Source organism: Kitasatospora sp. NPDC097605, assembly GCF_040302725.1.
Taxonomy (GTDB): Bacteria; Actinomycetota; Actinomycetes; order Streptomycetales; family Streptomycetaceae; genus Kitasatospora.
Genome location: NZ_JBEOSF010000003.1, coordinates 94851 through 108565, shown reverse-complemented (window position 1 = coordinate 108565; position 13715 = coordinate 94851). Strand labels below are relative to the sequence as shown.

The 13715-nt window shown below is 75.8% G+C and carries 4 protein-coding genes; all 4 read left to right on the top strand.

Annotation, left to right across the window (positions count from 1 at the left end):
* The first annotated feature begins 4 nt into the window (after positions 1–4).
* The 4 genes from fabG (at position 5) to ABTX81_RS04170 (ending at position 13699) form a co-directional block, all read left to right on the top strand.
* On the top strand, positions 5–730 hold the full coding sequence (gene fabG / locus ABTX81_RS04185) for a 3-oxoacyl-ACP reductase FabG (protein ID WP_350541407.1): 726 nt from the start codon (positions 5–7) through the stop codon (positions 728–730).
* A 47-nt stretch (positions 731–777) separates the two neighbouring features.
* Positions 778–1491 (top strand): 2-hydroxychromene-2-carboxylate isomerase, encoded by a 714-nt coding sequence (locus tag ABTX81_RS04180; protein WP_350541406.1) that lies wholly within the window; start codon positions 778–780, stop codon positions 1489–1491.
* A gap of 152 nt (positions 1492–1643) precedes the next feature.
* Positions 1644–12881, top strand: a complete 11238-nt coding sequence (locus ABTX81_RS04175) for a non-ribosomal peptide synthetase (protein ID WP_350541405.1) — start codon at positions 1644–1646, stop codon at positions 12879–12881.
* Positions 12878–13699 carry an ABC transporter permease gene (locus ABTX81_RS04170; RefSeq protein ID WP_350541404.1) on the top strand — a complete coding sequence of 274 codons (822 nt, stop codon included), beginning with the start codon at positions 12878–12880 and terminating at the stop codon, positions 13697–13699. The genes ABTX81_RS04175 and ABTX81_RS04170 overlap by 4 nt, the downstream gene beginning before the upstream one ends.
* Positions 13700–13715 lie beyond the last annotated feature (16 nt).

Sequence of the window (13715 nt, the reverse complement as noted above, 5' to 3'; positions counted from 1 at the left end):
CAGGGTGGCCCTGGTGACCGGCGGCTCCCGGGGGATCGGCGCCGCGGTGGTGGACCGGCTGGCCCGCGACGGCTACGACGTCGCGTTCTGCTACCGGGCCGACGAGGACGCGGCCGGGGCCGTCGCCGAGGCGGCGCGGAAGCACGGCGCCGCCGTGCTGGCCCGCCGGGTCGACGTCTCCTCGCACGGCGAGGTCCGGGACCTGGTCCGGGGCGTGGAGAAGGAGCTGGGCCCGCTGCACGCGGTGGTGTCCTGCGCCGGCATCGTCCGCGACAACCCGCTGGTGCTGCTGTCCGAGGCCGACTGGGACGCGGTGCTGCGGACCAACCTCGACGGCACCTACCACGTCTGCAAGGCCGCGGTGTTCGCGATGATGAAGCGTCGCGCCGGCTCGGTGGTCACCCTCTCGTCGGTGGCCGGCGTGTACGGGAACGCCACCCAGTCCAACTACTCGGCCTCCAAGGCCGGGCTGATCGGATTCACCAAGGCGGTGGCCAAGGAGGCCGGCCCGTACGGGATCCGGGCCAACGCGGTCGCGCCCGGGTTCATCGAGACCGACATGATCTCCGGGCTCACCGAGGGCTACGCCGGGAAGATGGCCGAGCGGATCCCGCTGGGCCGGTTCGGCCGCGCCGACGAGGTCGCCGACCTGGTCTCCTTCCTGGTCTCCGAGCGCGCCTCCTACATCACCGGCCAGGTGTTCGGCGTCGACGGCGGCCTCGTCGTCTGAGGCCGCGCGACCTGATTCGTCCAGACATCGAAAGGAGGGCTTCCGGCATGGCCAAGCACAAGATTCCGCGCTTCTACTTCTCCCTGCGCAGCCCGTACTCCTGGCTGCTCCACCGGGAACTGACCACCCGGCTGCCGGACGTGGCCGAGGCGGTCGAGTGGGTGCCGTTCTGCGAGCCGGACGCGAAGACCACGCAGATGCTCGCCGAGTACGGCGGCGAGTACGTGGTCGGCGAGATGACCCGGGCCAAGAACATGTACATCCTCCAGGACATCGGCCGGCTCGCCAAGGCCCGCGGTCTGGACATGACCTGGCCGGTGGACCGGGACTCGGTCTGGGAGGTGCCGCACCTGGGCTACCTGGTGGCCGAGGCCAAGGGCCGGGGCCGGGCGTACATCGCGGCCTGCTACCAGGCGCGCTTCCTGGAGGGCCGGGACATCTGCGACCCGAAGGTGGTCGGGGAGATCGGCGCCTCGCTGGGCATCGACCCCGACCTGGTCGCCGGGGCCGTCGACGACCCGGGGCTGCGGGCCGAGGGGACCAGGCTGCTGGCGCAGGCCGGTGAGGACGGGGTGTTCGGCGTGCCGTTCTTCGTCCACGGGTTCACCCGCTTCTGGGGCCTGGACCGGCTCGACGACTTCGCCGCCTACCTGCGGGGCAAGGGCGTCACGGTCACCGCGGCCACCACGCCGCAGCCGCACAACGGCGCGGTGCGCCTCGGCCCGTCGATCGACGACGGCCACGCCGGCGGCTGCGGCTGACCGGCCGCCGCCGCGCACGCACGACGGGCAACACCGCCGGGGCGCCGTGAGGCGCCCCGGCACCGGTTCTGCGTCAGTTGCAGGTCAGCGAGGTGTCAGCGGGCGCGACAAGCATCGTCCCTACCGCCGGTGACCTTGTCGAGGGGATTGCTATGGATCACGTTCGGACGACCGGTCTGCCACTCACCGCCGGCCAGCAGGACATCTGGTTCGACGAGAAGATCACCGGCGGGGGTGCCGGCTACAACACGGCGATCTTCTGGGACGTCAGGGGACCGCTGGACCGCGACCTCTTCCTGACCGCGCTCCACCGGCTCGTCGAGGAGTCGGAGTGCCTGCGCACCCGGTACTTCGAGGTGGACGGCGAGCCCCGGCAGAGCGTCGAGCCGCTGCCCGAGCCGCCGCTGACGATCACCGATGTGAGCGGCGCCGAGGATCCGTTCGAGGCCGCCCGGGACGGCATCCGGGCCGACATGGCGATCGCGTTCGACGTCGCCTCCGGCGAGCCGCTGTTCCGGCTGGGCGTCTACCTGCTGGGCCCCGACCGTCTCGTCTTCTGCCTGAACAACCACCACCTGGCCTCCGACGGCTTCAGCTACGTCATCTACTGGCAGCGGCTGTCGGCCGTCTACGCGAGCCTGCTCACCGGCGGGGACCTGGAGGAGGGCCGGTTCGCGCCGCTGCGGACCCTCATCGACGCGGAGGCGGCCTACGCCGACCACAAGCACCACGCGCGCGACACCGCGTACTGGGAGCAGCGGCTGGCCGGGGCCCCCGAGCCGATCACCCTCTCCCGCCGTGACGCCGAGCCCACCCAGGGCTTCCTGCGCGAGCAGACCGTGCTGCCGGAGGCGATCGCCGAGCGGATGCGGGCGATCGCCTGGGACATCCGGGCCACCTGGCAGAGCGTGGTCGTGGCGGCGGTCGCCGCGTACACCCAGCGCGTCACCGGTGCCCGGGACGTGCTGCTCTCGCTGCCGGTCACCGCCCGCGTCGGCGGCACCATGCAGGTGATCCCCGGCATGGTGGTCAACTACGTGCCGCTGCGGCTGGCCGTCGAGCCCGGGCTGACCCGTGGCGGGCTGCTGGCGGCCGCGTACAAGGAGCTGGCCGGCGGGCTGAAGCACCAGCGGCTGCGGGTCAGCCGGATCCGCCGGGGCATGGGGCTGTCCAGTGACGACCGGCGGGCCTTCGGGCCGTTCGTCAACATGATGCCGCAGATCGAGAAGCTGTCGATCGGGCCGTGCGAGGCGGTCATGCACAACCTCTCCACCGGCCTCGTCGACGACTTCGAGTTCACCCTGGCCGACAAGGGCGAGGCGGGCATCGCCCTCGACCTGAGCGGCAACGAGAGCCGCTACGACCGCGACGAGCTGCGCGACCACCTGGCCCGCTTCCTGGCCTTCCTGGAGCGGTTCGTCACCGCCGACCCGGACACCCCGCTCGCCGACCTCGACCTGCTCGCCCCCGGCGAGCAGGAGGCCGTGACCGCCGCGCTGACCGGGCCGGTCCGCGAGGAGCCGCACCTCGGCGTGGTCGAGCGGGTCCGGCGCAACGCCCGGCTGCGTCCGGAGGCGGTCGCGGTCACCGACGACGCCGGCGACCTCGGCTACGCGGCCCTGGTCGGCCGGGCCGCCGCCGTCTCCCGGCTGCTCGCCCCGGGGGAGGGCGTGGTGGCCGTCCTGACCGAGCCCGGACGCGACTTCGTGGTCGCCGAGATCGGCGTGCTCGGCACCCGCCGGGCGTTCCTGCCGCTCGACCCGCGCGCCCCGCTGGCCCGGCTGGCCGGCCTGCTCGCCGACAGCGGCGCCACCGCCGTGCTCGCCGACCGGGCCAACCTCGGCCTCGCCGAGCGGGCCGCCGCCGGGGCCGGCCGGCCGGTGGCCGTGCACGAGCTGGACGGCGCGACGGCCGAGCCCGACGCCGGGCCGGCCGCCGAGGACCCGCGCGAACTGGCCTACGTGATCTACACCTCGGGCTCCACCGGCCGCCCCAAGGGCGCGCTGGTGCACCGCGGCGGCCTGGTGAACCACCTGCTGGCCAAGGTCGAGGACCTCGGGCTCGACCGGGACGCGGCGGTGGTCCACAGCGCCCCGGTGACCTTCGACGTGACGGTCTGGCAGACCCTGGCCGCGCTGGTCGCCGGGGGCCGGGTCCGCCCGGTGCACCGGGACGCCCAGGCCGATCCGGACGTCCTGTTCGGCACCGTCGCCGCCGAGCGGCTGACCGTGCTGGAGCTGGTCCCCTCGCTGCTGCGGGCCACCCTGGACGCCTGGGACGCCGCCGGCGCGGCCCCCGCCCTGCCCTCGCTGCGCGTCCTGGTCTCCAACGGCGAGGCGCTGCCGGCCGACCTGTGCGCGCGCTGGGCCGCGTACCACCCGGCGGTCCCGGTGGCCAATGTGTACGGGCCCACCGAGTGCTCCGACGACGTCACCCACGAGGTCCCGCCGGCCGGCCGGACCGTCGACTCGGTCACCGTGCCGATCGGCCGGCCGGTGCGCAACACCACGCTGCACGTGCTCGGCGACGACCTGCGGCCGGTGCCGCGCGGCGTGCCGGGCGAGCTGTACATCGGCGGGGCGGGTGTCGGCCGGGGCTACCTCGGCGACCCGGGCCGCACCGCGGCGGTCTTCGTCGCCGACCCGTTCGCGGGCGGCGGGGCCCGGATGTACCGCACCGGCGACCGGGTGGTGCTCCGGGGCGACGGACGGCTGGAGTTCCTGGGGCGCGAGGACCACCAGCTGAAGATCCGCGGCCAGCGGATCGAGCCCGGCGAGGTCGAGACGGCGCTGCGGTCGCTGCCCGGGGTGGCGGACGCGGTGGTGCTCGGGGTGCCGGACCGCTCCGGCCACCAGCGGCTGGTCGGCTACCTGGCCCCCGAGGCCGCCGCCGGGGCCACCGCGCCGGACCCCGCGGCGCTCCGCGCCGAGCTGGCCGGATTGCTGCCCGGACACCTGGTGCCGGCCGTCCTGCTGGTGCTGCCCGAACTGCCGCTGACCGCGCACGGCAAGGTGGACCGCAAGGCGCTGCCCGCACCCGGGTCCGAGCGGACGGAGCACGGCCGGCAGCCGGCCGGCCCGCACGAGGACCTGCTCTGCCGGGTGCTGGCGGAGGCGCTCGGCCTGCCCCGGATCGGTCCGGACGACAACTTCTTCGCCCTCGGCGGCGACTCCATCACCGTCATCCAGGTGGTCAGCCGGGCCCGTAAGGCCGGGCTGGCCGTCACCCCCCGGGACGTCTTCCGGCACCGGACCCCGGCGGGCATCGCCGCCGCGGTGCGGCCGGCCGAGCCCGCCGGCCCCGGCGCCGCGGCCCCCGAGGAGGACGGCGTCGGCGTCGTCGAGCTCACCCCGGTGATCGACCAGCTCCGCGAGGAACTCGGCCGGCTGCCCGTCCCCGTCCGGGAGTTCGCGCAGTACGCCACCGTCGCCCTGCCGGCCGGCGCGCGCACCGAGGACCTGCTGCGGGCGCTGCAGGCGGTGCTCGACCGGCACGACGCGCTGCGGATCCGGCTGACCGAGCCGGTGGCCGGCCTCTGGTCCGCCGAGGTGCGGGAGCCCGGCGCGGTCCGCGCCGAGCAGGTGCTCGCCGCCGCCGAGGACGGCCCGGACGCCCTGGCGGAGCAGCTCGCCGCCGCCCGGGCCCGGCTGCGCCCCGAGGAGGGGCTGCTCGTCCAGGCCGTCCGGCTGTCCGGCGCCGAGCACGGCGACCGGCTGCTGCTGGTGGTCCACCACCTCGCCGTGGACGGGGTGTCCTGGCGGATCCTGCTGCCCGACCTGGCGGCCGCCTGGAGCGCCGCCGCCACGGGCGCCGAGGTGCGGCTCGACCCGGTGGGGACGTCCTTCCGGCGCTGGTCCAAGCTGCTCTCCGACGAGGCCAGGACCGCCCGAAGGGTCGCCGAACTGCCCTTCTGGGTCGAGCAGTTGACCGCCGACCGGGCCCCGGTCGCCGGCCGCCCCGCCGACCCCGCGCGGGATCTGCACGGCAGCGCGGGCCGGCTGCGCGTCGAGCTGCCCGCCGGCCGGACCGCCGAGGTGCTGACCCGGGTGCCCGCCGTCTTCCACGCCGAGGCCAACGAGGTGCTGCTGACCGCGCTGGCGCTGGCCGTCGGCGACTGGCACCGCCGGCACGGCCGCGACGGCCGGCGCACCCTGGTCGAACTGGAGGGCCACGGCCGCGAGGACGTCTTCCCCGACGTGGACCTCTCGCGGACGGTCGGCTGGTTCACCAGCGTCCTGCCGGTCGCCCTCGACCTCGGCGCGCCGGACCGCACCGCCGGCACCGGCGGCGCGTCCCACGGGACGGCCCTCAAGCGGATCAAGGAGCAGCTGCGCGCGCTGCCCGACCACGGCCTCGGCTACGGCCTGCTGCGCCACCTCAACCCGCAGAGCGCCGCCGTGCTCTCCCGGCTCGGCACCCCGGAGATCGGCTTCAACTACCTGGGCCGGTTCGGCGCCGGCACCGGCGGCGACTGGTCGATCGAGACCGGCGGCGCCGGTCTCACCGCCTCGCCGCAGACCCCGCTGCGGCACGCCGTCGAACTGGTCTCGCTGACCGAGGAGCGCCCGGAGGGGCCGGTCCTGGTCGCCGAATGGACCTGGGCCGACGCGCTGCTCACCGAGCAGGACGTCCGGGAGCTCGCCGAGGGCTGGTTCCACGCGCTGGAGGTGCTCGCGGACCACGCCGCCGAGCCCGGCGCCGGCGGTCGCACGCCCGCCGACTTCCCGCTGGTGTCCCTGACCCAGCAGGAGGTCGAGGCCTACGAGCGGGAGTCCGAGCGGCTGACCGACATCCTGCCGCTCTCCCCGCTGCAGCGGGGGCTGCTCTTCGCGGCCGAGTTCGACCGGCACGGCATGGACGCCTACACCCTCCAGGTGGTGATGGACTTCGGCGGCCCGCTGGACCGCGACGCGCTGCACGCCGCTGCCGCGGCCCTGCTCGCCCGCCACCCCGGCCTGCGCGCCGCGTTCCGCGGCCGCGACACCGGCGACCCGGTGCAGCTGGTCTCCGCCGCCGTCCCGCTGCCCTGGACCGACACCGACCTCACCGGCCTGCCGGCCGGCGACCGGGAGGCGGAGGTGTGCCGGCTCACCGACGAGGAGTGGCTGCGGCGCTTCGATGTCGAGCGGGCCCCGCTCACCCGGTTCACCGCCTACCGGCTCGGCGAGGACCGGCACCGGGTGGTCTGGACGGCGCACCACATGCTGGTGGACGGCTGGTCGCTGTCCGGCGTCCTGGCCCGCGAACTGGTCACCCTGTGGGCGAACGGCGCCGACCCCTCGGCCCTGCCGCCGGTGGTCCCGGCCCGCGGCTACCTGGAGTGGTCCGCCGCGCAGGACAAGGCGGCCGCCCGCGAGGCCTGGCAGAAGGAACTGGCGGGCATCGACGGGCCCACCAGGCTCGGCCCCGCCGACCGGGGGCAGGTCTCGGTGCTTCCCGGCACCTGGGAGAGCGAGCTCGACGAGCGGCTGACCGGCGCGCTGGGCGCCTGGGCGACCGGCCGCGGACTGACCATGAACACCGTGGTCCAGGGCGCCTGGGCGATCACGCTCGGCCGGCTGACCGGCCGGCGCGACGTCACCTTCGGCGCGGTCCACTCCGGCCGTCCCGCCGGGCTGCCCGAGGTCGACCGGATGGTCGGCGCCTTCCTGCACACCCTGCCGGTCCGGGTGAACCTGGACCCGGGGCTGGGCGCCGAGGCGATGCTGGCCGACCTCCAGGACCGCCGGCTCGGCCTGGAGCAGCACCACCACCTCGGCCTGGCCGAGGTGCAGCAGGCCGCCGGCATCGGCGAGCTCTTCGACACCGTGGTCAGCTACCACAACTACCCCGCCGGCGTGCTCGACGGCATCGCCGAGCGGATCCCCGGTCTGCGGCTGCTCGGCTGGGAGGCCCGGGTCGTCGCCGAGTACCCGCTGGCGCTGAGCGTCTTCCCGGGCGAGCGGATCCGGCTGGAGGCCCAGTACCGGCCCGACGTCTTCGGCCCCGACGAGGTCGCCTCGACCGTGCGCCGCTTCGTGCGGGTGCTGGAGTCGCTGGTCGCGGACCCGGCCACCCCGCTCGGCCGGCTGGAGACCCTGGAGGCCGGGGAGCGCGGCCGGCTGCTCGGCGACTGGTCCGGCGCCGGCAGCGCGCGGGAGCCGTCCGAGCGGCTGACCGCCGACCTCTTCGAGCGGTGGGCGGCCCGCACCCCCGACAAGACCGCCGTCGTGCTCGCCGACCGGGGGACCGGCTACGCGGAGCTGAACGGCCGGGCCAACCGGCTGGCCCGCCGGCTGGTGCGGCTCGGCGCCGGCCCCGAGCGGACCGTCGCGGTGATGCTGCCGCGCTCGGCCGACCTGGTGGCCGCCGCGCTCGCCGTGCTCAAGGCCGGCGCGACCTACCTGCCGGTGGACCCGGGCTACCCCGACGAGCGGATCGCCCACATGCTCGCGGACGCCGCTCCGGCCGTCCTGCTGACCGACGGCGCCACCGCGGCCCGGGCGGCCGACCGCGGCTGGCCGGCAGGGGAGCCCCTGCTGGTGGACGACCCGGCGACGGCCGCGCTGCCCGGCGGGGACCTCACCGACGCCGAGCGCCTCGCCCCGCTGCGCCCCGGGCACCCCGCGTACGTGATCTACACCTCGGGTTCCACCGGCCGGCCCAAGGGCGTGGTGGTCACCCACGCCGGCCTGCTGGCGATGGTCGACAGCCTGGTCGAGCGGTTCGGCCTGGACGAGGAGACCAGGGTCCTGCAGTTCGCCTCGGCCAGCTTCGACGCCTCGGTCTGGGAGTTCATGCTGGCCCTGCTCACCGGCGGCACCCTGGTGATCGCCGACGACGAGTGCCGCACGCCCGGCCGCCCGCTGGTCGAGCTCCTCGACCGGGCCCGGGTCAACCTGGCCGGCCTGCCGCCGGTGGTGGTCGGCGGACTGCCGGCCGGCAGCGTGCTGCCCGCCGACCTGCGGCTGGCGGTGGCCGGCGAGGCCGTCCCGTCCGAGGTGGTCGAGCGCTGGGCCGGCAAGGTCCGGCTGTTCAACGGCTACGGTCCGACCGAGGCCGTGGTCGCCTCCACCGTCAGCGGCCCGCTGGAGGGCTCCGGCCGGCCGCCGATCGGCCGGCCCACCACCGCGCACCGGGTCTACGTGCTGGACCACGACCTGGTGCCCGTCCCGGTCGGCGTGGTCGGCGAGCTGTACGTCGGCGGCGGCCTCGCCCGCGGCTACCTGGGGCGGCCCGCACTCACCGCGCAGCGCTTCGTCGCCGACCCGTTCGGGACCGCCGGCGACCGGCTCTACCGGACCGGCGACCTGGTCCGCTGGCTGCCGGACGGCCAGCTCGACTACCTGAGCCGGGCCGACGACCAGGTCCAGCTGCGCGGGTTCCGGATCGAGCTCGGCGAGGTCACCTCGGCGCTGCTGGCCCAGCCCGGGGTGGACCAGGCCGTGGTGACGGTCCGTGAGGACGACGGCGAGCGCCGGCTGGTCGCCCATGTGGTGGTCTCCGACCCCGCCGTGACCGCGACCCTGCGCGAGCGGCTGGCCGGCACGCTGCCCGACTACATGGTGCCCGCCGCGGTGGTCGAACTGGCGGAGCTGCCGCTGACCGCCCAGGGCAAACTGGACCGCAAGGCGCTGCCCGCCCCGGAACTCGGCGGCCGGGCCGGCGGCCGGGCCCCGCGCACGCCCACCGAGGAGATCCTCTGCGGCCTGTTCGCGGACGTCCTGGACGTCGAGCGGGTCTCCGTCGACGACGACTTCTTCGCGATCGGCGGGCACTCCCTGCTGGCCACCAAGCTGGTGAGCCGGGCGCGCACCGCCCTCGGGGTGGAACTCCCGATCCGGGCGCTGTTCGAGCAGAAGACGGTGGCCGCCCTGGCCGAGTACCTGGCCGGCGCGGCCTCGGCCCGCACCCCACTGGTCCGGACCGCCGGGGAGGGCGAGCCCCTGCTGTCCTTCTCGCAGCAGCGGCAGTGGTTCCTCAACCGCCGCGAGGGCGACAGCGGCGCCTACAACTCCCCGGTGGCGCTGCGGCTCTCCGGCCGGCTGAACGCCGAGGCGCTGCAGGCGGCCCTGGCCGACCTGACCGAGCGGCACGAGGTGCTGCGCACCGTGATCCCCGAGGTGGACGGCCTGCCGGTGCCGCGGGTGCTGGACGCCGCGGCCGGGGCGCCGGTGCTCAAGGCGCGCCGGACCACCGGGCCGACCCTGGCGGCCGACCTGGCCGCCGAGGCGGGCCGGGGCTTCGACCTCACCGCCGAACCGCCGCTGCGGGTCCGGCTGTTCGACCTCGGCCCGGACGAGCACGTGCTGCTGCTGGTCTTCCACCACATCGGCTTCGACGGCTGGTCGATGGCGCCGATGCTGCGCGACCTGGCCGACGCCTACCGGTCCCGGACCACCGGACGGCCCCCGCAGTGGCGGCCGCTGCCGGTGCAGTACGAGGACTTCGCGCGCTGGCAGCGCGACCTGCTCGGCTCGCCGGACGACCCGGACAGCCTGGTCACCCGGCAGCTCGACTACTGGCGGGACGCGCTGGCCGGGATCGCCGACCAGCTGGAACTGCCCACCGACCACCCGCGTCCGGCGGTGGCCGGCACCGCCGGCGACGAGGTGGTGTTCGACCTGGAGCCGGAGCTGTACGCCGGGCTGGTCGAGCTCGCCCGCACCACCGGCACCACCGAGTTCATGGTGCTGCAGGCCGCGTTCTCCACCCTGCTCGGCCGCCTCGGCGGTGTGACCGACGTCCCGCTGGGCATCACGGTCGCCGGGCGCACCGACGAGGCGCTCGACGACATGGTCGGGGTGTTCATCAACTCGCTGGTGCTGCGCAGCGACCTGAGCGGCGATCCGACCTTCCTGGAGCTGCTGGAGCGGCTGCGGGAGAGCGACCTGGCGGCCTTCTCCCACCAGGACGTGCCCTTCGACCAGGTCGTGGAGGCGGTCCGGCCGACCCGCTCGCCCGCCCGGCACCCGCTGTTCCAGGTGGTGCTGAGCATGCAGAACAACGAGGAGGGCCGGCTCGACCTGCCCGGGCTGCGGGCGTCCCTGGAGTTCATGCCCACCGACCAGGTCAAGGTCGACCTGGTGCTGCAGATCGTCCCCTGGCCGGAGACCGGCCTGATGCGCGGTCTGCTCGGCTACCGGACCGACCTGTTCGAGCGGAGCACCGTCGAGCGGATCACCGAGCGCTTCGTCCGGCTGCTGCACGCGGTGGCCGCCGACCCCGGGGCCCGGCTGAGCACGCTGCCGCTGCTCTCCGACGCCGAGCGCGATCAGGTGCTGCGGGAGTGGAACGACACCGGCCACGAGGTGCCGGAGCGCACGCTGCCCGAGCTGTTCGCGCGGCAGCTGGCGCGCACGCCCGGCGCGGTCGCCGTCACGGCCGGTCCGCACAGCCTCGGCTACGCCGAACTGGACGCCCGGGCCAACCGGTTGGCCCGCCGGCTGATCGCGGCCGGGGCCGGCCCGGAGCGGACCGTCGCGCTGGCCGTGCCCCGGCCGCTGGACCGGGCGACGGCCGCGCTCGCGGTGCTGAAGGCGGGCGCGGCGGTGCTGCCGGTGGAGGCGGACGAGCCGCCCGCCCGGATCAAGGCGCTGCTGGCCGACCTCGCGCCGGTCTGCCTGCTGACCACCTCGGGACTCGCCCCGCGCCTGCGCGCGCTGCGGCTGCCCGCGGTGGTGCTGGACGGCCCCGAGGTGCTCGCCCTGCCGGACGGCCCGCTGGGCGACGAGGAGCGCCCGGCGCCGCGCCCGGAACACGCGGCCTACCTGATCCGCACCGAGGGCGAGGACGGCCGCCCGGCCGCCCTGGTCGTCGAGCACCGCGCGGCGGCCCTGCGGGCGGTCTGGGAGGAGCACGCCGGGACGGCGGGCGACTGGTTCGCGCTGCTGACCGGGGGCGGTGCGCGGCCGGCCGAGCCGCTGCCCGCGGACTGGGTGACCCCGTCGCCCACCGACCACCGCGACGCGGCGTGGAACAGCCGGCGGTACGTGCTGGACGAGTGGCTGCGGCCGGTCCCGCCGGGCGTGGTCGGCGAGGTGTACGTGACCGGCGGCGCCCTGCCGCGCGGGTACGCCGGCCGGCCGGGCGACACCGCCCTGCGCTTCGTCGCGGACCCGTTCGGCCCGCCCGGCTCGGTGCTGCACCGCACCGGCGAGCGCGCCGCCTGGCACCGCTCCGGGGCGCTCCTGGCGCCGGGGGAGACGGTGGCCGGGGGAGCGGCCGAGGGCCCGGCGCGGGAGCAGGGCGCGCCCACCCCGGAGGAGGAGGCGCTCTGCGCCGTCGTCGCCGAGGTGCTCGGGCGGCCCGGGTTCGGCGTCGGCCAGAACTTCTTCGACTCCGGCATGGACAGCATGAAGACGCTGCGGGTGGTCAGCCTGGCCCACAAGGCCGGGCTGCCGATCACCATCGCCGACGTCTTCGCCCACCAGACGGTCCGCGAGCTGGCCGGCTCGCTCGCGGCGCCCGCTCCCGCTCCGGAGCCCGAACCCGCTCCCGCGCCCGAGCCGGTGGCCGCCAAGGCCCCGGAACAGCGCGGCAGCACCGAGATCATGGCCCGGGCGATCGAGGAGATCGACGGGGAGGACGGGTCCGGCCCGTTCAGCCCGATGCTGCGGATCGCCCCCGGACGCGGCCGCCCGGCGGTGTTCTGCCTGCACAGCGGCGTCGGGTTCGCCCTGTCGTACCTGCCGCTGGCCCGGTACCTCGACCCCGCGTTCCCCGTCCACGGCGTCCAGGCGCCGTGCGTAGTCGGCGACGCCCCGCTGCCGGAGAGCATCGAGTCCGCCGCGGCCGGGTACGTCGAGGCGATCCGGGCGGTCCAGCCCGAGGGCCCCTACCACCTGCTCGGCTGGTCGCTCGGCGGCATCCTCGCCTACGAGGTCGCCGTCCAGCTGCGGGCGGCCGGCGCCGAGGTCGGCCTGCTGGCCAACCTGGACGCCTACCCGCGCGCCGGCCTGGCCGACGAGCGGGACGAACAGGCCATGCTCGGCTGGCTGCTGGAGGGCATCGGGCACCACCGCGAGGAGTTCGGCGACCGGGAGCTGACCATCGAGGACGTCTACGGGGCGCTGCGCCGTGACAACAGCCCGATGGCCCGGATGGGGGAGCACCGGATGGCCCGGATGGCCGCCCTGATGCGGCACCACCAGGGACTCGGCACCCGCTACCGGCCGCGCGGCTACGACGGGAGGATGACGATGTTCGTGGCGTCCCGGGCCACCGGCTGGGGCGGACCGGGCGGCGACCCGGCCGGGCTGTGGCGGCCGTTCTTCGACGGGCCGATGGACGTCCACCGGATCGACTGCACCCACGACGACATCCTCGGCCCGGAGCCGCTGGCCGTGGTCGGCCCGCTGATCGCCGCCGAACTGGAGCGGCTGCACCGCGAGTCCGGGGCGGGCGCATGAGCACCGTGCTCGCGGCCGGCGGCCCGACGGGCCTGCGGGCGGTCCTGGCCGAGGTGGGCGCGGTGGCCGGCCGCCGCCTGCGCCACCTCGGCCGGGCCCCCGGCCGGGTGATCGGCGTGGCACTCAGCCCGCTGGTGTCGATGGTGATGCTCGGCTACCTCTTCCGGGACGCCGTGACCCTGCCCGGCGGCGGCGACTACGCCGAGTACGTCTTCGCCGGCGGCGCCGTCCAGGTCGGCCTGGCCGTGGTCGGGCCGACCGCCGTGTCGGTGGCCGTGGACCTCAGGAGCGGACTGGTCGACCGGTTCCGCTCACTGCCGATCAGCCGGTCGGCGGTGCTCTTCGGACACACCCTGGCGGACCTGCTGGTCGGCGTGCTGGGGCTGGCGGTCGTCACGGCCGCCGGCCTGCTGCTCGGCTGGCGGCCGCGGGCCGGGATCCTGTCCGCGCTGGGCGGGTTCGGGCTGATCGTGGTCTTCGCCTACGTGATGCTCTGGGTCGGCGTGCTGCTCGCGACGACGCTGCGCGCGGTGGAGACGATCAGCGTGGTCACCCCCTTCATCGTCGTCGTGCTGCCCTTCCTGTCCAACGCCTTCCTCGCCCCGCAGGACATGCCGGCGGCGATCCGCCCGGTCGCGGAGTGGAACCCGGTCAGCGCGGTGATCGCGGCCTGCCGCGAGGCCTGGGGCAACCCGGCCCCGGCCGCCGGCGGCTTCCCGGCCGAGCACCCGGCCGTGGTGCTGGCCGTCTCGCTGGGCGTGCTGTTCACCATCTGCTCCGCGGTGAGCCTTCACCGCTACCGCACCGCGGGCTCCTGAGCCCGGGACTGGGAGT

Bases quoted from the DNA above. Each gene is read 5' to 3' on its own strand.
- ABTX81_RS04180 (WP_350541406.1), top strand. From the start codon at position 778: ATGGCCAAGCACAAGATTCCGCGCTTCTACTTCTCCCTGCGCAGCCCG.
- ABTX81_RS04175 (WP_350541405.1), top strand. From the start codon at position 1,644: ATGGATCACGTTCGGACGACCGGTCTGCCACTCACCGCCGGCCAGCAG.
- ABTX81_RS04170 (WP_350541404.1), top strand. From the start codon at position 12,878: ATGAGCACCGTGCTCGCGGCCGGCGGCCCGACGGGCCTGCGGGCGGTC.